The following is a 24,892-nucleotide window of genomic DNA, read 5'->3' as shown; positions in this document are numbered from 1 at the left end:
AAAGCCATAGTTTTTTTTGTTTTTGCTATTGCATGGCGTAAAACATTGCTCTAGAATTCGCACCACTTAATGCAGTGCCGACTTAGCTCAGTTGGTAGAGCAACTGACTTGTAATCAGTAGGTCGCCAGTTCGACTCCGGCAGTCGGCACCATTAATACAAAATTTGGAGGGGTTCCCGAGTGGCCAAAGGGATCAGACTGTAAATCTGACGGCTCTGCCTTCGGTGGTTCGAATCCACCTCCCTCCACCATTTTTTGTCGCAAAGATAGCTTGATAGATATGCGGGTGTCGTATACTGGCTATTACCCCAGCCTTCCAAGCTGGAGAAGCGGGTTCGATTCCCGCCACCCGCTCCATATTAGGAGTGCTGATATAGCTCAGTTGGTAGAGCGCACCCTTGGTAAGGGTGAGGTCGGCAGTTCGAATCTGCCTATTAGCACCACTCCTTCTCAATTCTGAGGAGGTTCTTAAGAAAACCATCTATCATTTATCTTTACCGTAAAAAATTAGAAATTTGTACTTTAAAGGTAATTGAAGATGGCTAAAGAAAAATTTGAACGTTCCAAACCGCACGTTAACGTAGGTACAATCGGCCACGTTGACCACGGTAAGACAACACTTACAGCTGCGATTTCAGCAGTATTGACTAAGACTCACGGTGGTGAAGTTCGTGATTTCGCACAAATCGATAACGCTCCAGAAGAGCGCGAGCGTGGTATCACTATCAACACTTCTCACATTGAGTATGACACAGCGACTCGTCACTACGCGCACGTAGACTGTCCAGGTCACGCGGATTATGTTAAAAACATGATCACTGGTGCTGCCCAGATGGACGGCGCTATCTTAGTAGTAGCGGCGACTGATGGTCCTATGCCACAGACCCGTGAGCACATCCTACTTTCTCGTCAGGTTGGTGTACCTTACATCATCGTATTCATGAACAAATGTGACATGGTTGACGACGAAGAGCTTCTAGAGCTAGTAGAGATGGAAGTCCGTGAACTTCTTTCTGAGTATGAATTCCCAGGTGATGACTTACCAGTAGTTCAAGGTTCAGCACTAGGTGCATTGAACGGTGAAGCGCAGTGGGAAGAGAAAGTACTAGAGCTTGCAGAGCACTTAGATACTTACATCCCAGAGCCAGAGCGTGCGATTGACGGTGACTTCATTCTTCCAATCGAAGATGTATTCTCAATCCAGGGTCGTGGTACGGTTGTAACGGGTCGTGTTGAGCGCGGTATCATCCGTGTAGGTGACGACGTAGAAATCGTTGGTATCAAAGAGACTACGACGACTACCTGTACTGGTGTAGAGATGTTCCGTAAGCTTCTTGACGAAGGTCGTGCGGGTGAGAACTGTGGTGTTCTTCTTCGTGGTACTAAGCGTGATGAAGTCCAACGTGGTCAGGTACTTGCTAAGCCAGGTTCCATCACTCCTCACACTAAGTTCGAGTCAGAAGTCTACGTATTGACGAAAGATGAAGGTGGTCGTCACACGCCATTCTTCAAAGGCTACCGTCCACAGTTCTACTTCCGTACGACTGACATCACTGGTGCTGTAGAGCTTCCAGAAGGTGTAGAAATGGTAATGCCAGGCGACAACTTGAAGTTTGTTGTTGAGCTAATCAACCCAATCGCGATGGACGAAGGTTTACGCTTCGCTATCCGCGAAGGTGGTCGTACTGTTGGTGCTGGTGTTGTATCAAAAATCATCGAATAATCGATTGATTTTTTAACCACCAAATCAAAAAAGAGCAGCCAATGGCTGCTCTTTTTGTATGTGCACCAACAGACTAACCACCGAGCGGTGTTCCGTGATGACGATTCGCTTTTTAATTTGTCCTAATGGCCAAATTATCGCGAATCGCCAAATGTCTCTGGCATTTACAAAAGTACTTGGTTATTTTCTTATCCCCAAGTATTCGCTTTTGACATTCTTTGTTTGCTTACCTTCACCGATCTTTCCTTATAGTCATACAGCATTAAAGCCTTAATGTTCGGTACCTAAAGCTTACAGAAAATGTCCAGAATTTGTATGTCTTCGCTTATTCGGCTATAAAATAACCTACTGAATACAATGCAAATGTTCATGTGAACATGGCGTTTAAAGGGGTGGGGCGAACTTGCTCCTAAAGGGAATTTAAATGAAAGGAATCTTGTTTAGCGTTCTGCTACTGCTATTGAGCGCATGTAATAGCTCCGATGACAATGGCAATGTTTTCAACGAACCTGAAGGTCCCCTGGCGGAACATTACTATGGGGTCTGGGCTTTAGGTGATCTGTATTTAATTATCTCAAAACAATCTCTAACGCTTTTTTCGATATCTGAAACGGATTATTGCTTTGAAGCGGAAGTAGCACAGATCTTAGAAACGACGGAAAACAGTGTTCAAACTTACGATCCTTATGAAGACCTTTATGAACAACTAGCATTGGAATATGACGTTGACAACGATCAGTTAATTCTGAAATTTGAAAGCGATGCTATCGCTTTGTCTCGCTCACAACTCGATCTTTTTGAACTTGGTAATGCATGTGATCGCGGATTGGGAGTTAATTCCGTTCGTGCCAGCCTTGAAGTTGAGTATCTTCCTAGTCAGTTTTTAATCAATCGCATCGCCATGGAGACTGGTCGGGTTGAAATTGAATACAGGATTGAATTTGATATTAATGAAAACGGTTTGAATGACCCTGGTGATATCATGATTAAAATGATTCATTATAAGGGTAGGGGCGATTACCCTAGTAATTATCTAATCCGTAGTTCTGAAATAGGTGCGCAAATCTGGCACTATACGCAGCGGGATGCTTCTGAAAACTTTGCATTTAGTTCCATTGATTCCTGGCAAATCCCAATTGGTCAATCTGAAGCAACACTCAATTTTGAGTTTCAGGTAAACCGCCATCCACTGCTTGCATTGGTTACCGACAACACGCCTGTCCAGGTTTTTGCATATCTGCATTATCCATCCCCGACTTTCGATGAATTAACGAGTGAGCAGGATGGGCCGTGGAACTGGAGCAGTGATATCCATGAGGACAGATTACCGGATTCAGGTTATTACATCCCTAATCAGCATAACCAACTGTCTGACGGACAGGGAGATTTAATTAAAGGCGAATCTTTGTGGGTCGACATTAAATCCCTAACGTTAACATTCACGAAATAAAACAGGGTGCATACACCTATCCAGTGGCGTGACCGTTGCCTTGTTAAGGTAAAGCCTTTGTACGCTTTCGAATTAAAGTGATTGTTATTAGCGGGCCGGAGTTGGTGATTTCTCTTTTTATAGCGCAAGGAATTTTGACTTGTCTGTAACATCAATGTTAATACTTATCCCGTCCAGGCAGTTTTTTTAAAATTTTGCGCAACTAGTAATCGCAATTTTATTTTAACGCCTTTATAATGTCCCTCTTTTGAAGGGGTGTAGTTCCAATTGGTAGAACGGCGGTCTCCAAAACCGACGGTTGGGAGTTCGAGTCTCTCCACCCCTGCCAATTTTCAAACCCATGACAGGTGTCGGGGTTTTTTATCTGAATGACGGGAACAGGTCAAAGTTATGAATGCTAGTACAGAAAACCAATCAGGTGGTTCTCTAGATACGCTAAAGTGGGGATTGGTATTCCTTATCTTAGCAGGTATCGTTGTTGCTAATTATATGTATGGTGAAGTATCAGTACTGATTCGTGCCGTTGCAGCAGTTGTTGCAGTTGTTGTTGCAGGTTTAATTGCCTCGCAAACAGAAAAAGGTCGCACTGCGATTGTTTTTGCAAAAGAATCACGCACTGAAGTACGTAAAGTTGTATGGCCAACGCGAGAAGAGGCATTAAAAACAACGGGTTTAGTAATCGTTGCTACCGTGTTTATGGCTTTCCTACTGTGGATCTTTGATACTGTGCTGTATTGGATCGTCAACTATATTACTTCATTACAGGTTTAATCTATGTCTGAAGATATTAAATTAAGATGGTACGTGGTTCAGGCCTTTTCTGGCTATGAAGCGCGTGTGCAAAAGACCTTGCAGGAACATATTGAAATCCACGGTCTTCAGGACAAGTTTGGTCAAATCTTAGTGCCAACTGAAGAAGTCGTTGAAATGCGTGCCGGTCAGAAACGTAAAAGTGCACGTAAGTTCTTTCCTGGCTACGTATTAGTCGAGATGGCGATGGACGAAGAAGCATGGCACTTGGTTAAGAGTGTACCTCGTGTTCTAGGTTTCATCGGTGGTACCAGTGATCGCCCTGCGCCAATCAGTCAGCGCGAAGCAGACCGAATTTTGCAACGTCTTGAAGATTCTACAGACAAGCCAAGACCGAAGACATTATTTGAACCAGGTGAAGTGGTTCGTGTTATCGACGGTCCATTTGCTGACTTTAATGGTGTTGTTGAGGAGCTGGATTATGAGAAGAGCCGCATTAAGGTTTCTGTATCCATCTTTGGTCGTGCAACGCCAGTTGAACTTGAATTTAGCCAGGTCGAAAAAGGCTAATTCGAGCGTGAATTGTTACTATAAAAACCCTGCCTCGGCAGGGTTTTTTTATTCAAGGATGTATTTATCCTGAACGAACCATGGATGGTTGTCTGCAGGGATGTTGGTATATCGATTGTGTCGGGAACATTCAATCGATTCTAGTCAGGGCTTATATATGGACATTCCATAGTGTCATTTAAATCCTGAATCCCAAAGACGATATCCTCATTGTTAACCTTGTGTGTCAATATCGTAATACAGACTTAAATGGGGACAATTATTATTCACTAACTCTTGCTCATCGGTGCACGGTAGGGTAATTTGAGCAAAAAATCTAATGCCTTAACCATGTCAGTCTCTTCCGTTAATACCTCAAATGCAGAAATCCAGGTAACTGAACGAATAAATCGTCCGGTGTTCTGGTGCATGTTTGTGTTTGCTCTGTTAAGCGTTTGGCTCATATGTCTGATGAGTTTCGAAAGCCCACTGGAAACGATAAAAGAATACTTTGGCTTTTTGTTTCTTGGCATTGGTGGGGCGATAGCCGCTAATTCAACCGGTGCTGGTGGGGGTATCGTTTTTGTTCCAAGCTTTAGCGCACTGGGGATGGAAATCGAACAGGTCATCGCCACCAGTGTTGCTATTCAATGCTTCGGCATGACCGTCGGTAGCTTAACCTGGCTCTATTGGTTCCATCGCAAAAATACAGTATCTAACGATCAAACAACAATCGCAGCAGCCCCCGAGTCACTTTCCTTAATATTTCGCGCGCTACTATATTGTGCACCTGCCTCAATCTTAGGAATGTGGCTTGTCCAGTATTTACCATTGCCACCTATTGGTGATGTAAACCTAATCTTTAGTATTTTCTCTTTAGTGTTTGGTGTGTTGGTTCTGGCGCAGGTAGTAATGATAGGTGACAAGGTTCGCCATACCGAGCAATCATTTAGTAATGCAAATGTTGTGTTATTGGTCATTGCGAGTTTAATCGGAGGCATCATTACCGCCTGGATAAGTGTTGGCGTTGGCGAAATTATCGCTGTGGTGCTATTGCTGCTCGGTTTTTCGGTTATGTATTCCGTTGCGGTTGGCGTTGTCGTTTCCGCCATTACTGTGATTGCCGGTATTGCTGATTTTGCGTTACAGGGTTTAGTTGTCAGCGAAGTACTTTTATTCGCTGCTCCCGGCGCAATGATTGGCGGCTTTATCGCCCGCTTTATCGCCCAGGCCCTTGGTGGCATGCGTTTGAAAATCTTTTTGGGTAGCTGGATTTTATTGGTCGGTATTGCTGGTATTTTTTAAAGCCCGATAGTAAACAATTCCTACTCGTTGTCATTCTATTTTTTATTTGATAGCTTGGCGCCCTCTTTTTGCCCGTTGCTTTTAAAAGGATTAATTATGTATTGTGGGTATCTCTTAAGAACCATTGGTCGATTAAGCTTTTCTGTTTTCCGAAAATATACCTGGTTTACGAACTCCGATTTTCGCTACTCAGCTATTTATTTGACTTTTGCTTTGGCCTTCATTGCTACAAAAGCTCAAGCAATAAATGGGGTCTATCCAGTTGACCTTAATACAAACTTCTCCCTCAGTGGAAGTCATACTGCTGACGGTATGTTTCGTCCGCTTATCTTAAGCGACGCTGTCATCATGCCAACGTTAGTTAATGGCTTCTTACAGCCAGTTGCTGTAAATAGGAAGTCTGATAAAGCCATTTACTTTATGTCCGAGTTGTTCGTAGCTGGCACTGACCGACTGGAAGGCATTAAACGATGGAATGAAAGCAATGCGTTGATCACCGTTAGTAGAGGAACTAATAAATTACATTTTATTTCTGATGGGACTGCCTCAGGAACGCGTAGATGGCTGCAACCTGAAGCGTTGGAATTTATACTAGATCCACGTTCGATATTTTCTTTTTCGGAAGATTCGATTTATTTTGTTAAACATGATGCTGTTTATAAATTTGATCTAGCTCTTAACGAGCTAAAAACAATTGATCAAGAATCGATGACATCGATCTACTCATCTTCAAAGTATTGGATTGGTTTAAAGGATGGCATCGTCAAAATAATAGACAAAACCGATGATTCTGTTGAGCAATATAGTGTTTCGAGCGTTGATTATACTGATTATGTCCATGGAGGAAATGCTCCACGTGATGAGTTTCTGTTTATCGCCAATATAGATGATGAAGACACTCTAGTTTCCATCTCTGATCAGCAAGGTTTTGAAAAACTTCTACCTCTTAGCGAGAGTGAGCTTTGCGGCCACTCAGATAGTGAGATATCGCTCGGCAGTATTGTTTCAACCAATGAGTATATATACTTCAAATCATCTCATGACGACGGTAGTTGTATCAGCCGATTTTCTAAATCCGACAAGTCTATAGACTCGGTTTCAGATGTTCAAATGTCGGTTTCTCGACACTTCACCATACAAGGGGCCGGAGAATCAGGAGTTTTATTGAAAGTAAACCAAGATCCTGATGACTATTTTGCAGAATACAATATTTATTTGATTGATTTTGATGAGAAAAAGTATACCCCCCTGTTGGATGGTTTTACCTTTAAAAGGCAAGTTAATATTATCGCCAAAAATGAAGACTATCTTTACGCCTTAGATAGTTGGGGCTGCAAAGATGATGATTACTGTTCAAAGAATCGACTATACCGCATCGATATAAATGAGTTTCAAAAAGAGTTTATAGGATATCGTTTGTCACACGATTTTGTTGGGCGTGGTGTAAAATCAGCAGAATCTAGTTATTCTGCTGGTGCGTTCATCAGTAACGGACGTTTATATCTGCGAAATTACCAATCAATTCCGGGGTTGCATGTGGTATCACCACAAGATAAGGCGTTCACACCCATTTTTGAGGAAGCACTATATACCGGTACAGATAAGGCAGAGATAGAAGAAATTATTTATATCGATGGGCATTGGTTCGTGCAAGAGCGGCGCATATTTGACGATGTATTTTATGCAATTCGAGATTCTGGTGAAGTCAATCAAATAGATGTTGAGAATCAACGCAATCAGAGTATAAAGCGTTTCGATGATTCCATTTATATAGTGCCGGACAGTTCTTATTGGGATATAAACGAATCTTTGAAAAAGATCGATTTACATAACTACACCCAGGTACCTGTTTGGACTAGGACGTCTGAAAATGAAAAATTCGTAACAGTACGGAATGATGTTGTCTATTACTCGATAGATGGGGTTTTACATTCTGTTTCTTTCGAGGGTCATGACAAGGTGAATCATGGTACTCAAGTACCTCAACTAAATCTCTATACTTGCTCCAATGAAGCCTTTTTTTCCAGCCCCGAGGGGTTAATATTCATCGATAATATTACTGAAACGATAAAGTTTAATGATGCCCTTTTTAACTATGAGTACTCTGAACAGGGATATTTGATAGTAAGTCAGCAGCATGAAGTAATTCTATTTGACTGTAATTCGAAAACCAAAATAGTCTTTAGGGAAATAGAAGATAAGGCTTCTACGATGTCGCTGCAACACGGCAAGTATTACTTCGATACGGTCGCTAAAAAAATATATTTTAATGAATCTACCGGGTTTGACAGGCAATTAGTCGAATTTGATATCGAGACACTAAATGCGAATCATATCTCCTTCAATATGACACAATACTTCGACCAAATTGCATTTGGTGAGTTTGGAATATATGAGTACACAAATAAAGGGATAGTTAAAAAACTAGAGCATTCCAGAACCGACATCCTAAAGCTGGAAGATGAGTCGGAGAGGTTTAATATCTCGTTTCTAAAAGAGTCTTTTGGGAATCGCTATCTGTTAGGTTTCTACTCTCATTGCAGAAAAGACCAAGTTTGCGAGGTAAAAAATGAATTATTTTATATCGATAGCTTAACCGATGAATTTCATAAAATACCTGAAATTGGCGGAAATAACAGCCGTGTGTTAAAGCACTCTAAAGCGGGATGGGTGGTATTGTCAGAACAGAATACCCCAAAAAGCTCTGATATGGTTTTGATTGATGTAGCATGTTTAATCGAAGGCGTTTGCGAGCAGGAAATGATTGATCAACCTGGCGTGTTTGGCCCCGCGATGTCCTACCACTTCCAAATTGCCGATAGTGTAAATTTGCCTATTGTATTTTCTGACGTTGATAGTGAATTGGTTCAGTTCTCGTTAGATGGCGCACCAGAGTGGCTGCGCATAGAAAATTCCAATGTATTAAAAATCGCAGGCTCTGTCCCCGATAATATTAAAAACCAATCAATATTTACATTTCATATTAACTCTTTTGATGGCAGCAATAGTGTTCAAAGTGAGGAGATTGAATTTAACATAGAATCACGAAATACGACGCCTTATGCGTCTGACGCCTACCTTGAAGACGTCGACGTAACGATACAGGGGTCTTTTGATCTTAAGCGTCACGTTAAGGATTTTGAGTGGAATGAGCTGACCTTTCGTCTATTAGATGCGCCAGAAGGCTTTTCAATTCTCGATGAACATTTTTTATATATTGATACTCCTAATGCTGGAGACTACACAATCACGGTGGAATTTTCTGACGGTGTAAGCCCTGCAGCTACAATATTGGTTCATATATCGGTAATCGATTCAGCGAAGGTCAATGAAGAATACCAGGAAAAGCATGCGGGAGGTGGGGGAACATTTTCATTTTACCTGCTGATGTTTTTAGCGCTTGCGATGAGTATGAAATTCTTTCGAGAAAGCAAAAGCCGCTATATCTAGAAGAAATCCACTTAATTAATGTCGTACACTTGCGCTACGGTAGTTGGTTAATATATAATCCGCTGCCGATTTTGTTTGAGGCTCGCTAGGCGCTTAAATAAAGTCCTAATTTCAACGGGGAGCTATTTCGTTAAATAGCGTTTGTACCCATACCAAAGGTATTAAATCATGGCTAAAAAAGTCCAAGCTTTAATCAAGCTACAGGTTGCTGCTGGTGCAGCTAACCCTTCACCACCAGTTGGTCCTGCGCTAGGTCAACACGGTGTGAACATCATGGAATTCTGTAAAGCGTTCAACGCCAAAACTGATTCTCTTGAAAAAGGTGCTCCAGTACCAGTAGTTATTACTGTATACAATGACCGCTCTTTCACGTTCGAAACGAAAACTCCACCTGCTTCTTTCCTATTGAAAAAAGCTGCTGGTATCAAGAGTGGTTCTGGTCGTCCTAACACTGAAAAAGTTGGTACTGTTACTCGTGCTCAACTTGAAGAAATCGTTAAGACTAAAGAGCCAGATTTAACTGCAGCGGACATGGATGCTGCGGTACGTACAATCGCGGGTTCAGCTCGTTCTATGGGTTTAGTGGTAGAGGATTAATCAATGGCTAAATTATCAAAACGTGCTCGTCTAATCCGTGAAAAAGTAGACGTATTAAAAGAATACGAAATCAATGAAGCGTTAGCTTTATTGAAAGAGTTAGCGACTGCTAACTTCAAAGAAAGTGTTGATGTTGCTGTTAAGCTTGGCATCGATGCTCGTAAATCAGATCAAAACGTTCGTGGAGCTACTGTTCTTCCAAACGGTACTGGCCGTGACGTACGTGTTGCTGTATTTACTCAAGGTGCAAACGTTGACGTTGCAAAAGAAGCAGGTGCTGACATCGTAGGTATGGAAGATCTTGCTGAACAGGTTAAGAAAGGCGAAATGAACTTTGACGTTGTTATCGCTACTCCTGATGCAATGCGTGTTGTTGGTCAACTAGGTCAGGTACTAGGTCCACGTGGTCTTATGCCTAACCCGAAAGTTGGTACTGTAACTCCAGACGTAGCTACTGCGGTTAAAAACGCTAAAGCTGGTCAGGTTCGTTACCGTAACGACAAGAATGGTATTGTTCATTCTACAATCGGTAAAGTTGACTTTGAAAACGGTCAGTTGGAAGAAAACCTTGTTGCTTTGCTTGCGGCGCTTAAGAAAGCTAAGCCAGCTCAAGCGAAAGGTGCTTACTTCAAGAAGATCAGTCTTTCTACAACCATGGGTGCTGGTGTTGCCATCGCTCAAGGTTCTTTGAGTGACATCTAATACGTTTTTAACGTTTACACAGGGGTGAGATTAGTCTATAATTTCGCCCCTCTAATTTTGGTAGGTGCTCAAATTATTCGTTTTGAGCTCCCGTCCAAGACCGTAGGTGCGTTAAATATCCACGTTGTGGGTTGACCGCTTAATTTCCTACGTAGATGGTGATTACCCAGATTTTTTCCTAAATTTCTGGCTCTCGCCGTAATGGCCCGGGACGGCGAAGCTTTGTATTACAAAGTGAACTGACTCGGGAGTTTTAAATACCGGTTTATACCGGTGGAACCAGGAGTTAAAGCCAATGGCTATCAATCTTGATGACAAAAAAGCAATTGTTGCTGAAGTTCAAGAAGCTGCCACTGGCGCTCAGTCAGCTGTAATCGCGGATTCACGTGGTATTACAGTTGAAGCGATTACTGCATTGCGTAAGCAAGCACGTGAAAACGGTGTATGGATGAAAGTTGTTCGTAACACCCTAGCACGTCGCGCAGTTGAAGGTACTGACTTCGAATGTCTTAAAGACACTTTCGTTGGTCCTTCACTAATCGCATTTTCAAGCGAGCACCCAGGTGCTGCTGCACGTATTTTCTCTGACTTCGCTAAAGAAAACGAAGTTTTTGAATTAAAAGCAGCTGCATACGAAGGCGAAGTTGTTGACGTAGCATTACTAGCTAAGCTACCTACATACGACGAAGCTGTTGCACGTTTAATGAGCGCTATGAAAGAAGCATCTGCAGGCAAGCTTGCCCGCACTATTGCTGCAATTCGCGATCAGAAAGAGCAAGAAGCAGCTTAAGTTTAGCTGTTGACTTGCACAATATAGTTATTTCAAACAGCAGATTAGCTGTTTACCAAAATAGGAAAGATTACAATGTCTGTATCTAAAGACGATATCTTAAACGCTATTGCAGAAATGTCTGTAATGGAAGTTGTTGAACTAGTAGAAGCTATGGAAGAGAAATTCGGTGTATCTGCCGCTGCAGCTGTTGCTGTTGCTGGTGGTGACGCAGGCGGCGCTGCTGCTGAGCAAACTGAATTCGACGTAATCCTAGAAAGCTTCGGTGGCAACAAAGTTGCTGTAATCAAAGCAGTACGTGGCGCTACAGGTCTTGGTCTTAAAGAAGCTAAAGAAGTTGTTGAGTCAGCTCCTAAAGCTCTTAAAGAAGGTGTTGAAAAAGCTGAAGCTGAAGCACTTAAGAAAGAACTTGAAGAAGCCGGTGCTACGGTTGCTATCAAGTAATCTGTATATATACAGATTAGCTGCCTAATTAGGCAATGGCTGGTGATTTAAACGTCACCGGCCTTTTTGCGCTAAAGAATATGGTTTTTTTTTAAACCAAAACAGTGCATTATTAAATCTTGAATTCTGAAAAGGGATCAGGATTTAGTTTTACTCCTGTCTGCATAGACAGATTCGGCCATAACCAGCAAGCTGAGGAACCCCATGGTTTACTCTTATTCTGAGAAGAAACGAATTAGAAAGGACTTTGGTAAGAGCGCTCAGGTAATGGACTATCCATTCCTGTTGTCTATCCAACTCGAATCTTTCCGCAAGTTTATTGATATCGACCCGACCGGTGAGTATGGCTTAGAAGCCGCTTTCCGTTCCGTATTCCCAATCAAAAGTTATTCTGGAAATTCAGAATTACAATATGTTAGTTATCGTTTAGGCGAGCCATTATTTGACGTTAAAGAATGTCAAATCCGTGGTTTGACCTTCTCTGCTGCATTGCGCGTAAAATTACGTATGGTAATTTACGATAAAGAAGCTGCAGCAGGCACAGTTAAAGATATCAAAGAACAAGAAGTCTACATGGGTGAAATCCCGTTAATGACGGAAAATGGTACCTTTGTAATTAATGGTACAGAGCGTGTTATTGTTTCTCAATTACACCGTTCACCTGGTGTTTTCTTTGATCACGATAAAGGTAAAACTCACTCCTCTGGTAAAGTGTTATATAACGCTCGCGTTATCCCTTACCGTGGTTCATGGTTGGATTTCGAATTTGATCCAAAAGATAACTTATTCGTACGTATCGACCGCCGTCGTAAGCTACCTGCCTCGATCATTCTTCGCGCGCTTGAATTCAGCACTGAAGAAATCCTGGCAATGTTCTACGAGACGACCCGTTTCGATCTGAAAAAGAACAAGTTAATCATGGAATTAATCCCTGATCGCTTACGTGGTGAAACGGCAATTTTTGATATCAAAATGCCTAACGGCGATGTATTAGTCGAGCAAGGGCGCCGTATCACTGCTCGTCACATCCGTGCATTATCAAAAGAAAATGTCGATACCTTAGAAGTTCCGGCAGATTACATCGTTGGTCGCGTATTGGCTAAGCCTTATGTGAACAAATCTACCGGTGAAATCGTCGCTGAAGCTAACGCTGAGATCACCCTAGAGCTTCTAGCCGAGCTTACCGAGGCTGGCTATAAGTCATTTGAAACACTTTACATGAATGAATTCGATTGTGGTTCATACATGTCTGATACCCTTCGTATCGATAGCACAACTAACCGCCTTGAAGCCTTAGTTGAAATCTATCGTATGATGCGTCCGGGTGAGCCACCAACAAAAGATGCTGCAGAAGCCTTGTTTGATAACTTGTTCTTCTCTGATGAGCGTTATGACTTATCTACCGTTGGTCGCATGAAGTTTAACCGTCGCGTGGGTCGCTCTGAGAGCACCGGCGAAGGCGTACTGTCCAATGATGACATCATCTCGGTAATGAAGACCTTAATCGCGATTCGCGATGGTAAAGGTGAAGTAGATGATATCGATCACTTAGGTAACCGTCGGATCCGTAGTGTTGGTGAAATGGCCGAAAACCAATTCCGCGTGGGTCTTGTTCGTGTTGAACGTGCTGTTCGCGAGCGTTTGAGCCTAGGTGATTTGGATGCGGTAATGCCGCAGGACTTAATCAATGCCAAGCCAATATCTGCTGCTGTTAAAGAATTCTTTGGTTCTTCACAGTTGTCTCAGTTTATGGATCAGAATAACCCGCTTTCAGAGGTAACTCACAAGCGTCGTATCTCTGCTTTAGGCCCGGGTGGTCTGACGCGTGAACGTGCTGGTTTCGAAGTTCGAGACGTACACCCGACTCACTATGGTCGTGTTTGTCCAATTGAAACGCCGGAAGGTCCAAACATCGGTTTGATCAACTCATTGTCTTGCTACGCTCGTACTAACGATTACGGTTTCCTTGAAACCCCTTATCGTAAAGTTGTCGACGGCTTAGTAACTGATGAAATTGAATACTTATCTGCAATCGAAGAAGGTAACTTCGTGGTTGCACAGGCAAACGCTGAAGTAGACGCTGACAAGAAACTTGTTGAAGGTCTGGTTCCGTGTCGTCACAAAAACGAATCTACCCTGATGTCTGCTGAACTTGTTCAGTATATGGATGTATCTCCACAACAGATTATTTCTGTAGCGGCATCACTTATCCCATTCCTTGAGCACGATGATGCAAACCGTGCATTGATGGGTGCGAACATGCAACGTCAAGCCGTTCCAACATTAAAAGCAGATAAGCCGCTTGTTGGTACTGGTATGGAGAAAACCATCGCCGTTGACTCTGGTGTAACAGCCGTTGCTAAGCGTGGTGGTGTAGTAGATTACGTTGATGCTTCTCGTATCGTTGTACGTGTAAACGAAAACGAAATGGTACCGGGCGAAGCTGGTATCGATATTTACAACCTGACGAAATACACGCGTTCTAACCAGAACACCTGTATTAACCAACGTCCTACCTGTCACATCGGTGACCCGGTACAACGCGGTGACGTGTTAGCTGATGGTCCATCTACTGACCTTGGTGAATTAGCACTTGGTCAGAATATGCGTATCGCATTTATGCCTTGGAATGGTTACAACTTCGAGGATTCGATGTTGATTTCCGAGCGTGTAACTAAAGAAGATCGCTTTACTACCATCCACATCCAGGAATTAAGCTGTATCGCTCGTGATACTAAGCTAGGTTCTGAAGAAATTACTTCAGATATCCCGAATGTTGGTGAGTCTGCCCTATCTAAGCTTGATGAATCTGGTGTTGTATACATCGGTGCTGAAGTTAATGGTGGCGACATCTTAGTAGGTAAAGTAACTCCGAAAGGCGAAACTCAGTTAACACCGGAAGAAAAACTTTTACGTGCTATCTTCGGTGAGAAAGCTGCTGACGTTAAAGACAGCTCATTACGTGTACCTAACTCAGTATCTGGTACCGTTATCGACGTACAAATCTTCACCCGTGATGGTGTAGAAAAAGACGCTCGTGCTTTAGAAATCGAAGAAATGCAACTTAAGCAGGTTAAGAAAGACCTTGGCGATGAGTTCAGCATTTTAGAAGACGGTATCTATGCCCGTGCTAAGAAGCTGCTATTAGCTTCTGGTATGAGCGAGTCTGATTTGACTTCTATGTCGCGTGACAAGTGGTTGACTCAGGTACTTGCTGATGAAGATCAGCAAACCGACCTGGAGCAAATCGCCGAGCAGTACGATGCCATTAAAGAAGACTTCGACAAAAAGTTCGAAGCTAAGCGTCGTAAGATCACTCAAGGTGATGACTTACAACCTGGCGTACTTAAAGTGGTTAAAGTTTACCTTGCGGTTAAGCGTCAGCTTCAACCAGGTGACAAGATGGCGGGTCGTCACGGTAACAAGGGTGTTATTTCATCTATTGTTCCAATCGAAGATATGCCTTATGACCAAAACGGTGAGCCGGTCGATATCGTGCTTAACCCGCTAGGTGTACCATCGCGTATGAACATCGGTCAGATCCTTGAAACTCACTTGGGTATGGCTGCTCGCGGTATCGGTGAGAAGATTGACCGCATGGTTAAAGCTCAGCAGGAAGTTGCGAAAATGCGCGAATTCCTGAAGGACGTATACAACGTTGGTGAGTCTCGTCAGGAAGTTGATTTAGATACCTTCTCTGATGATGAGATCATGCGCCTTGCTGATAACCTTCGCGCTGGTCTTCCTATTGCTACACCAGCATTCGATGGTGCGGCTGAGAAAGAAATTAAAGAACTATTCCGTTTAGCGGATATGCCTGAAAGTGGTCAGTTCACCCTTATTGATGGTCGTACTGGTCGTGAATTTGAGCGTCCTGTAACTGTTGGTTACATGTACATGCTGAAGCTTAACCACTTGGTTGATGACAAGATGCACGCTCGTTCTACAGGTTCATATTCACTGGTTACTCAACAACCGCTGGGTGGTAAAGCTCAGTTCGGTGGCCAGCGTTTCGGTGAGATGGAGGTATGGGCACTTGAAGCATACGGTGCTGCCTACACCCTACAGGAAATGCTTACGGTCAAATCCGATGATGTTAACGGTCGTACTAAGATGTACAAAAACCTTGTTGATGGTGATCACCGTATGGAACCAGGTATGCCTGAATCGTTCAACGTATTGTTGAAGGAAATCCGTTCGTTAGGTATCAATATCGAGTTGGACCAGGAATAACCGGGTACTGAATCTATTCAGTAAAAGTTACTACATGGAGAGGGGGAACCCTCTCCCGATGTTAACTCCGACAGGAGACAGAGTGTGAAAGATTTACTTAAGTTTCTTAAGCAACAAAATCAAACAGAAGAATTCGATGGTATTCGAATTGGTCTAGCATCACCAGACATGATCCGTTCATGGTCTTTCGGTGAAGTTAAGAAGCCAGAAACCATCAACTACCGTACTTTTAAGCCAGAACGCGATGGTCTGTTCTGTGCTCGTATTTTCGGCCCGGTTAAAGACTATGAGTGTTTGTGTGGTAAGTACAAGCGCCTTAAGCACCGTGGTGTAATTTGTGAAAAATGTGGCGTTGAAGTAACCCTGACTAAAGTTCGTCGTGATCGTATGGGTCACATTGAACTTGCTAGCCCGGTTGCTCACATCTGGTTCTTAAAATCACTACCTTCCCGTATTGGTTTGTTACTGGATATGACGTTGCGCGATATTGAACGTGTTCTTTATTTCGAATCTTATGTTGTTACCGAAGCTGGTATGACAACGTTAGAGCGTGGACAGATCCTTACTGAAGAAGAGTATCTTGATTCGCTTGAAGAGCACGGCGATGAGTTCGATGCGAAAATGGGTGCCGAAGCGGTACTTGCATTGCTTAAAGATATCGATCTGGAAGGTGAAATTGCGCAGATGCGTGAGGAACTGCCTGAAACCGGTAGTGAAACCAAGCGTAAGAAAATCACCAAACGTTTGAAATTAATGGAAGCATTTGCCCAGTCTGGTAACAAGCCAGAGTGGATGATCATGTCGGTACTGCCGATCCTTCCACCAGATCTACGTCCTCTTGTACCACTAGATGGTGGTCGTTTTGCGACGTCAGATCTGAACGATCTATATCGTCGTGTTATCAACCGTAACAACCGTCTTAAGCGTCTTCTAGATCTGGTTGCACCAGATATCATCGTTCGTAACGAAAAGCGTATGCTTCAGGAATCTGTTGATGCGCTATTAGATAACGGTCGTCGTGGTCGTGCAATTACAGGTTCTAACAAGCGTCCTCTGAAATCTCTTGCGGATATGATCAAGGGTAAGCAAGGTCGTTTCCGTCAGAACTTGCTTGGTAAACGTGTAGACTACTCAGGTCGTTCTGTAATCACTGTTGGTCCAACCCTTCGTTTGCACCAGTGTGGTCTTCCTAAGAAGATGGCGCTAGAGCTATTCAAGCCATTTATCTACGGTAAGCTTGAAGCACGTGGTCTGGCAACAACCATCAAAGCCGCTAAGAAATTAGTTGAGCGCGAAGGTGGTGAAGTTTGGGACGTACTTGATGAAGTAATCCGTGAGCACCCGGTTATGCTTAACCGTGCACCGACACTTCACAGACTTGGTATCCAGGCATTCGAACCCGTACTAATCGAAGGTAAAGCGATTCACTTACACCCACTAGTTTGTGCGGCGTATAACGCTGACTTCGATGGTGACCAAATGGCGGTACACGTACCATTAACGCTAGAAGCTCAGCTTGAAGCTCGCGCGCTAATGATGTCTACCAACAACGTACTATCTCCAGCGAACGGTGACCCTATCATCGTACCTTCTCAGGACGTTGTATTAGGTCTTTATTATCTGACTCGTGATCGTGTAAACGGTAAGGGTGAAGGCATGGTATTTGCCTCTCCGAAAGAAGCAGAAAAAGCATACCGCACAGAAACAGCGGAATTGCATGCGCGCGTTAAAATCCGTATCACTGAGCACAAAAAAGATGAGGAAGGTAACCTGGTACCGGAAACTAAGATTGTCGACACCACTGTAGGTCGTGCAATTTTATGGATGGTGTGTCCAGATGGTATGCCTTATGAGATCATCAACCAGACATTAGGTAAGAAGCAAATCTCTAACCTTATCAACCATGCGTATCGTAACCTTGGTTTGAAAGAAACGGTTATTTTTGCTGACCACATCATGTACACCGGTTTCCACTATGCGATGGTAGCGGGTGCATCTGTTGGTATCGATGATATGGTTATCCCTGATGAGAAATACACGATTATCGACGCCGCGGAAGAAGAAGTTAAAGAGATTCAGCAACAGTTCGAATCTGGTCTTGTAACCGCAGGTGAGAAATACAATAAAGTTATCGATATCTGGTCATCTGCGAACGAAAAAGTTTCGAAAGCAATGATGGATAACTTATCGAAAGAATCTGTCGAAAACCGTGACGGTGACATGGAAGAGCAGGACTCTTTCAACTCTATCTTCATGATGGCCGACTCAGGTGCTCGTGGTAGTGCCGCACAGATTCGTCAGCTTGCTGGTATGCGTGGTCTGATGGCGAAGCCGGATGGCTCTATCATTGAAACGCCAATCACCGCAAACTTCCGTGAAGGTTTGAACGTACTTCAGTACTTCATCTCGACTCACGGTGCTCGTAAAGGTTTGGCAGATACCGCGTTGAAAACAGCGAACTCTGGTTATCTGACTCGTCGTCTTGTAGACGTTGCACAGGATTTGGTTGTTACTGAAAACGATTGTGGTACCGAAAAAGGCCTATTGATGACACCGCTCATTGAAGGAGGTGACGTTGTAGAACCATTGCGCGAGCGCGTTCTAGGTCGTGTTGTTGCCCAAGATGTATTAATCCCAGGCACAGAAGACGTTCTGTTTGAGCGTAACACGTTACTAGATGAGCAGAAATGTGACACCTTAGAAGAGCACTCTGTGGACCAGGTATGGGTTCGTTCAATCATTACCTGTGAAACTGATTTTGGCATCTGTGCCCAGTGTTACGGTCGTGACCTTGCCCGCGGTCACCTTATTAACGAAGGTGAAGCTATCGGTGTTGTTGCGGCACAATCAATTGGTGAGCCGGGTACACAGCTTACCATGCGTACCTTCCACATCGGTGGTGCGGCATCTCGAGCGTCTGCAGAAAACAGCGTGCAGGTGAAGAACACTGGTACTTTGAAACTTCAAAGTGCGAAATTCGTAACCGATTCAGAAGGCAAGTTGGTAATCACCTCTCGTTCTTCAGAGCTTACCGTTATCGATGAGCTTGGTCGTGAGAAAGAGCGTTATAAAGTTCCTTACGGTGCGGTATTAAACAAAGCTGATGGCCAGGCCATCGAAGCTGGTGAAACCATCGCTAACTGGGACCCGCACACTCACCCAATCATTACTGAAGTAGCGGGTAAGATTAAATTTGTTGATTTAATCGAGTCGGTAACGATGACGCGTCAAACTGATGAATTAACTGGTTTGTCTAGCATCGTAATCACAGATCCAGCACAACGTAGCTCAGCGGGTAAAGAAATGCGCCCAATGGTTAAGCTAGTTGATGCCAAAGGTAATGACGTAATGATTGCTGGTACTGAAATCCCAGCTCAATACTTCTTACCAGGTAACGCGATTGTAAACCTTGAAGATGGTGTAGAAGTTAACATCGGTGACGCTCTGGCACGTATTCCTCAAGAGAGTTCGAAGACTCGTGATATTACCGGTGGTCTGCCACGTGTTGCTGACCTATTCGAAGCTCGTAAACCGAAAGAACCTGCGATTCTAGCCGAAACTACCGGTATCATCGGCTTCGGTAAAGAAACCAAAGGTAAGCGTCGTCTTCTAATTACTCAGCCAAGCGGTGAAGTTTACGAAGAAATGATTCCTAAGTGGCGTCAGCTTAACGTGTTCGAAGGTGAGCAGGTCGCTAAAGGTGAAGTAATCGCTGACGGTCCAGAGTCTCCACACGATATCCTGCGCTTGCGTGGTGTTGAGCACGTTGCTAACTACATCGTTAACGAAGTACAAGACGTTTACCGTCTACAAGGTGTAAAAATTAACGATAAGCACATTGAAGTTATTGTTCGTCAAATGCTTCGCAAGTGTGAAATCATGGATGCCGGTGACAGTGAATTCCTTAAAGGTGAGCAAGCAGAAGTTTCCCGCGTACGCGTTGCTAACCGTGAACTTGAAGCTCAAGGCAAGCAACCAGCACAGTATCAGATTTTGATGCTGGGTATCACCAAAGCTTCACTGGCTACTGAGTCATTCATCTCAGCAGCATCGTTCCAGGAAACCACTCGCGTTCTTACTGAAGCGGCGGTTGCTGGTAAAAAAGATGGTCTGCGTGGTCTGAAAGAAAACGTAATCGTTGGTCGCTTGATTCCAGCGGGTACGGGTTATGCTTACCACAAAGAGCGTCAAAGCAAACGCGATACTGAGCAGGTTGAAGAACCGACAGTTTCTGCAATGGATGCAGAGCAAGCATTAACAGATGCGCTTAACGCTGACCTTTCTGGTGATATGCCAGAAGGTTTAGGTGAAGAGTAACTCTAGATCTACTAATTGACCTATCAATGAGTAGAATTGTTAAAAAGATCGCAGAGATCGCCTCTGTGACTTGACAGGTTAAAGCTTGACCTATAGAATTCCGCGACCCTATGTTTAGGGTCGCGGTTTTTCACGTTTATAAGCGTGCACAATTAACAGAAAATAACTGTTACTTTGCACATGTTTTAACTAATCAGGAGCCCATTAATGGCAACTATTAACCAATTGGTACGTAAACCACGTGTCAAGCAGGTAACAAAAAGTAACGTTCCAGCGTTACAAGCTTGCCCGCAGCGCCGTGGCGTATGTACTCGCGTATATACTACTACGCCTAAAAAACCTAACTCAGCACTACGTAAAGTAGCTCGTGTTCGTTTAACTAACGGCTTCGAAGTTACTTCTTACATCGGTGGTGAAGGTCATAACTTACAAGAGCACAGCGTAATTCTAATTCGCGGTGGTCGTGTTAAAGATCTACCTGGTGTGCGTTATCACACCGTTCGTGGTGCACTAGATTGTTCTGGTGTAAACGACAGACGACAAGGCCGTTCTAAGTACGGTGCTAAGCGCCCTAAATCTTAACGGAACTCCGTCAAGTAAGGCCAAACATTTAGAAACAACAATTGTTTTGGGAAATTCCTGAAATATTATCGGAGTATTGAGAAATGCCAAGAAGACGTGTTGTAGGTCAGCGTAAAATTTTACCTGATCCTAAGTTCAAATCTGAACTACTTGCAAAATTCATCAACATCCTAATGGTTGATGGTAAAAAATCTACAGCTGAAAAAATCGTATACGGTGCACTAGACATCTTAGCTGAGAAACAATCTGAAAAAGAACACTTAGATCTTTTCGAAACTGCACTAGAGAACATCCGCCCACAAGTGGAAGTTAAATCTCGTCGTGTAGGTGGTTCTACTTATCAGGTTCCAGTTGAAGTTCGTCCAGTTCGTCGTAACGCGCTAGCTATGCGCTGGTTAGTTGAAGCTGCTCGTAAACGTGGTGAAAAATCAATGGCTCAGCGCCTGGCAAACGAAATGCTAGATGCGTCTGACAACAAAGGCTCTGCGGTTAAGAAACGTGAAGACGTTCACCGTATGGCTGAAGCGAACAAAGCGTTCGCACATTACCGTTGGTAATAACTCTAGGGTAGTCACTTTTGTGACTACCCTTTTCTGCAATCTAAGGTTTCACACCTTGGGAAGAGGATACTATTGTGGCTCGTACAACTCCTATTGAGCGCTACCGTAACATCGGTATCTGTGCTCACGTAGATGCTGGTAAAACCACAACCACCGAACGTGTACTGTTCTATACCGGTTTGTCACATAAAATCGGTGAGGTACATGATGGTGCCGCTACCATGGACTGGATGGAGCAGGAACAGGAACGTGGTATTACTATCACCTCTGCTGCTACCACTTGTTTTTGGAAGGGTATGGAAGGTCAATTTCCTGACCACCGAATCAATATCATCGATACTCCAGGTCACGTAGACTTTACGATTGAGGTAGAGCGTTCTTTACGTGTTTTAGATGGTGCCGTACTTGTATTATGTGCATCCTCTGGAGTCCAGCCGCAAACAGAAACTGTTTGGCGGCAGATGGAAAAATATTCCGTTCCACGTATGGTTTTCGTCAACAAGATGGACCGTGCAGGAGCAAGCTTTTTAAATGTCGTTGAACAAATGAAAGATCGCCTCGGCGCGAATCCAGTGCCTATGCAATTAGCCATTGGTGCGGAAGAGGAGTTCACCGGCGTTGTTGATCTTATCAAGATGAAAGCCATTAACTGGAATGAAGCAGACCAGGGAATGACTTTTAACTACGAAGAGATCCCTGCCGATATGCAGGACCTTGCTGAAGAATGGCGCGAGCATCTTATTGAATCCGCTGCCGAAGCAAGTGACGAGCTAATGGATAAATACCTGGAAGAGGGTGATTTATCAGAAGCGGATATTAAAGCCGGTCTTCGAGCTCGTACGTTAAACAACGAAATTATTTTATGTACCTGTGGCTCAGCCTTTAAAAACAAGGGCGTTCAGGCGGTATTGGATGGTGTTATTGAATATATGCCATCGCCAACTGAAGTTGAGGCTATCAAGGGTATTAATGACGATAAGGACGAGACCGAAGGTACTCGTGAAGCGGACGATAATGCGCCGTTTGCATCTCTGGCATTTAAAATTGCCACCGATCCTTTCGTCGGTACGTTAACCTTTATTCGTGTATACAGTGGTATCGTGAATTCAGGTGACGCGGTATATAACCCGGTTAAAGGGAAAAAAGAGCGTATCGGTCGTATCGTACAGATGCACTCCAATAACCGCGAAGAAATTAAAGAAGTTCGAGCAGGCGACATTGCAGCGTTAATCGGCCTTAAAGATGTCACTACTGGTGACACTTTATGTGATCCAAACAATGTAATTACCCTGGAACGTATGGAATTCCCGGAGCCGGTTATCTCGGTTGCGGTAGAGCCAAAAACCAAAGCTGACCAGGAAAAAATGGGCATTGCTTTGGGTAAACTGGCTGCAGAAGATCCATCGTTCAGAGTAGAAACCGATGAAGAAACCGGACAAACCATTATCTCCGGTATGGGTGAACTACACCTGGATATCATCGTTGACCGTATGAAGCGTGAGTTTAAAGTCGACTGTAATGTTGGTAAACCTCAGGTTTCTTATCGCGAAACGATCCGTAAGTCGGTTGAAGCTGAAGGTAAGTTTGTACGTCAGTCTGGTGGTCGTGGTCAGTTTGGTCACGTCTGGCTCAAGATGGAGCCTCTTGAAGAAGGTTCAGGCTTCCAGTTTGAAAGCGAGATTGTTGGTGGCGCCGTTCCTAGAGAATATTGGGGTGCTGTCGAGAAAGGCTGTGAAGAACAAATGGATAATGGTGTACTTGCTGGTTTCCCTATGTTGGATATCAAGGTCACCTTATTTGACGGTTCTTTCCATGACGTAGATTCGAATGAAATGGCGTTTAAAGTTGCCGCTTCTCTGGGCTTTAAGCAGGGTGCTCTCGATGCAAACCCAGTATTGCTTGAGCCAATGATGCAAGTGGAAGTTACGACGCCAGAAGAAAATATGGGTGATGTTGTTGGTGACTTAAACCGTCGTCGCGGCATGATCGAGGGAATGGAAGAAGGCCCTGCCGGCATGAAGCTGGTAAACGCTTTGGTTCCGTTAGCTGAAATGTTCGGCTACGCAACCGACTTAAGAAGTGCTACGCAAGGGCGTGCTTCTTATTCCATGGAGTTTAAACAATACAATGAAGCTCCAAAGGCTGTTGCAGACGCAATATGTCAGGCTCGTGTGGGCTAGGATTTCTGGTAAGGGGGTAACCCTTACCTTTAATAACTTTAAGGTATAGCAAAATGGCTAAAGAAAAATTTGAACGTTCCAAACCGCACGTTAACGTAGGTACAATCGGCCACGTTGACCACGGTAAGACAACACTTACAGCTGCGATTTCAGCAGTATTGACTAAGACTCACGGTGGTGAAGTTCGTGATTTCGCACAAATCGATAACGCTCCAGAAGAGCGCGAGCGTGGTATCACCATCAACACTTCTCACATTGAGTATGACACAGCGACTCGTCACTACGCGCACGTAGACTGTCCAGGTCACGCGGATTATGTTAAAAACATGATCACTGGTGCAGCCCAGATGGACGGCGCTATCTTAGTAGTAGCGGCGACTGATGGTCCTATGCCACAGACCCGTGAGCACATCCTACTTTCTCGTCAGGTTGGTGTACCTTACATCATCGTATTCATGAACAAATGTGACATGGTTGACGACGAAGAGCTTCTAGAGCTAGTAGAGATGGAAGTCCGTGAACTTCTTTCTGAGTATGAATTCCCAGGTGATGACTTACCAGTAGTTCAAGGTTCAGCACTAGGTGCATTGAACGGTGAAGCGCAGTGGGAAGAGAAAGTACTAGAGCTTGCAGAGCACTTAGATACTTACATCCCAGAGCCAGAGCGTGCGATTGACGGTGACTTCATTCTTCCAATCGAAGATGTATTCTCAATCCAGGGTCGTGGTACGGTTGTAACGGGTCGTGTTGAGCGCGGTATCATCCGTGTAGGTGACGACGTAGAAATCGTAGGTATCAAAGAGACTACGACGACTACCTGTACTGGTGTAGAGATGTTCCGTAAGCTTCTTGACGAAGGTCGTGCGGGTGAGAACTGTGGTGTTCTTCTTCGTGGTACTAAGCGTGATGAAGTGCAACGTGGTCAGGTACTTGCTAAGCCAGGTTCCATCACTCCTCACACTAAGTTCGAGTCAGAAGTCTACGTATTGACGAAAGATGAAGGTGGTCGTCACACGCCATTCTTCAAAGGCTACCGTCCACAGTTCTACTTCCGTACGACTGACATCACTGGTGCTGTAGAGCTTCCAGAAGGTGTAGAAATGGTAATGCCAGGCGACAACTTGAAGTTTGTTGTTGAGCTAATCAACCCAATCGCGATGGACGAAGGTTTACGCTTCGCTATCCGCGAAGGTGGTCGTACTGTTGGTGCTGGTGTTGTATCAAAAATCATCGAATAATCGATTGATTTTTTAACCACCA

Annotated in this window: 16 protein-coding genes and 5 tRNA genes; all 21 read left to right on the top strand. The window is 43.9% G+C overall.

Annotated features, from left to right (window positions below; genetic code table 11):
* Positions 1–76 precede the first annotated feature (76 nt).
* The 21 genes from FNC98_RS14935 to tuf (FNC98_RS14835) all read left to right on the top strand — a co-directional run bounded on the left by FNC98_RS14935 (position 77) and on the right by tuf (FNC98_RS14835) (position 24,870).
* Positions 77–152: transfer RNA gene (locus FNC98_RS14935), tRNA-Thr, on the top strand.
* Positions 153–166: 14 nt separating this feature from the next.
* Positions 167–251: transfer RNA gene (locus FNC98_RS14930), tRNA-Tyr, on the top strand.
* Positions 252–282: 31 nt separating this feature from the next.
* Positions 283–357, top strand: a tRNA-Gly gene (locus FNC98_RS14925).
* Between the two features lie 10 nt (positions 358–367).
* Positions 368–443 (top strand) — tRNA-Thr (locus FNC98_RS14920).
* Positions 444–538: 95 nt separating this feature from the next.
* On the top strand, positions 539–1,723 hold the full coding sequence (gene tuf / locus FNC98_RS14915) for an elongation factor Tu (protein WP_144035064.1): 1,185 nt from the start codon (positions 539–541) through the stop codon (positions 1,721–1,723).
* A gap of 424 nt (positions 1,724–2,147) precedes the next feature.
* Positions 2,148–3,173: a hypothetical protein gene (locus FNC98_RS14910; protein WP_144035082.1), complete on the top strand. Its 1,026-nt coding sequence runs from the start codon at positions 2,148–2,150 to the stop codon at positions 3,171–3,173.
* A 251-nt stretch (positions 3,174–3,424) separates the two neighbouring features.
* Positions 3,425–3,501, top strand: a tRNA-Trp gene (locus FNC98_RS14905).
* A 62-nt stretch (positions 3,502–3,563) separates the two neighbouring features.
* The gene (gene secE, locus FNC98_RS14900) at positions 3,564–3,944 is read left to right on the top strand and encodes a preprotein translocase subunit SecE (protein WP_144035081.1); all 381 of its coding nucleotides are present in this window, start codon (positions 3,564–3,566) and stop codon (positions 3,942–3,944) included.
* A 3-nt stretch (positions 3,945–3,947) separates the two neighbouring features.
* Complete coding sequence (nusG, locus tag FNC98_RS14895) at positions 3,948–4,493, top strand: transcription termination/antitermination protein NusG (protein WP_144035080.1); 546 nt, start codon at positions 3,948–3,950, stop codon at positions 4,491–4,493.
* A gap of 303 nt (positions 4,494–4,796) precedes the next feature.
* The gene (locus FNC98_RS14890) at positions 4,797–5,777 is read left to right on the top strand and encodes a sulfite exporter TauE/SafE family protein (RefSeq protein ID WP_144035079.1); all 981 of its coding nucleotides are present in this window, start codon (positions 4,797–4,799) and stop codon (positions 5,775–5,777) included.
* A gap of 96 nt (positions 5,778–5,873) precedes the next feature.
* The gene (locus tag FNC98_RS14885) at positions 5,874–9,227 is read left to right on the top strand and encodes a hypothetical protein (protein WP_144035078.1); all 3,354 of its coding nucleotides are present in this window, start codon (positions 5,874–5,876) and stop codon (positions 9,225–9,227) included.
* Positions 9,228–9,395: 168 nt separating this feature from the next.
* The gene (rplK, locus tag FNC98_RS14880) at positions 9,396–9,824 is read left to right on the top strand and encodes a 50S ribosomal protein L11 (RefSeq protein WP_136737257.1); all 429 of its coding nucleotides are present in this window, start codon (positions 9,396–9,398) and stop codon (positions 9,822–9,824) included.
* Between the two features lie 3 nt (positions 9,825–9,827).
* The gene (gene rplA, locus FNC98_RS14875) at positions 9,828–10,526 is read left to right on the top strand and encodes a 50S ribosomal protein L1 (RefSeq protein WP_144035077.1); all 699 of its coding nucleotides are present in this window, start codon (positions 9,828–9,830) and stop codon (positions 10,524–10,526) included.
* Positions 10,527–10,821: 295 nt separating this feature from the next.
* A complete protein-coding gene (rplJ, locus tag FNC98_RS14870) occupies positions 10,822–11,316 on the top strand; it encodes a 50S ribosomal protein L10 (protein WP_144035076.1) in 495 nt (164 codons plus the stop codon).
* A 75-nt stretch (positions 11,317–11,391) separates the two neighbouring features.
* Positions 11,392–11,760 (top strand): 50S ribosomal protein L7/L12, encoded by a 369-nt coding sequence (rplL, locus tag FNC98_RS14865; RefSeq protein ID WP_144035075.1) that lies wholly within the window; start codon positions 11,392–11,394, stop codon positions 11,758–11,760.
* A 204-nt stretch (positions 11,761–11,964) separates the two neighbouring features.
* On the top strand, positions 11,965–15,993 hold the full coding sequence (rpoB, locus tag FNC98_RS14860) for a DNA-directed RNA polymerase subunit beta (protein ID WP_144035074.1): 4,029 nt from the start codon (positions 11,965–11,967) through the stop codon (positions 15,991–15,993).
* 84 nt (positions 15,994–16,077) lie between these two features.
* Positions 16,078–20,310: a DNA-directed RNA polymerase subunit beta' gene (gene rpoC / locus FNC98_RS14855; protein ID WP_144035073.1), complete on the top strand. Its 4,233-nt coding sequence runs from the start codon at positions 16,078–16,080 to the stop codon at positions 20,308–20,310.
* Positions 20,311–20,517: 207 nt separating this feature from the next.
* Positions 20,518–20,892, top strand: coding sequence for a 30S ribosomal protein S12 (gene rpsL / locus FNC98_RS14850; RefSeq protein ID WP_033078695.1), 375 nt, complete (start codon positions 20,518–20,520; stop codon positions 20,890–20,892).
* Between the two features lie 83 nt (positions 20,893–20,975).
* Positions 20,976–21,449: a 30S ribosomal protein S7 gene (rpsG, locus tag FNC98_RS14845; RefSeq protein ID WP_144035072.1), complete on the top strand. Its 474-nt coding sequence runs from the start codon at positions 20,976–20,978 to the stop codon at positions 21,447–21,449.
* A 77-nt stretch (positions 21,450–21,526) separates the two neighbouring features.
* Entirely contained in the window at positions 21,527–23,632 is a 2,106-nt protein-coding gene (gene fusA, locus FNC98_RS14840) for an elongation factor G (RefSeq protein ID WP_144035071.1), read from the top strand.
* Positions 23,633–23,685: 53 nt separating this feature from the next.
* Positions 23,686–24,870, top strand: a complete 1,185-nt coding sequence (tuf, locus tag FNC98_RS14835) for an elongation factor Tu (protein WP_144035064.1) — start codon at positions 23,686–23,688, stop codon at positions 24,868–24,870.
* The last annotated feature ends 22 nt before the right edge of the window (positions 24,871–24,892 follow it).

This window comes from Thalassotalea sp. PS06 (genome assembly GCF_007197775.1).
Lineage (GTDB): Bacteria > Pseudomonadota > Gammaproteobacteria > Enterobacterales > Alteromonadaceae > Thalassotalea_A.
The sequence above is the reverse complement of the archived record's forward strand: the minus strand, read 5'-3'. Positions and strand labels throughout refer to the sequence as shown.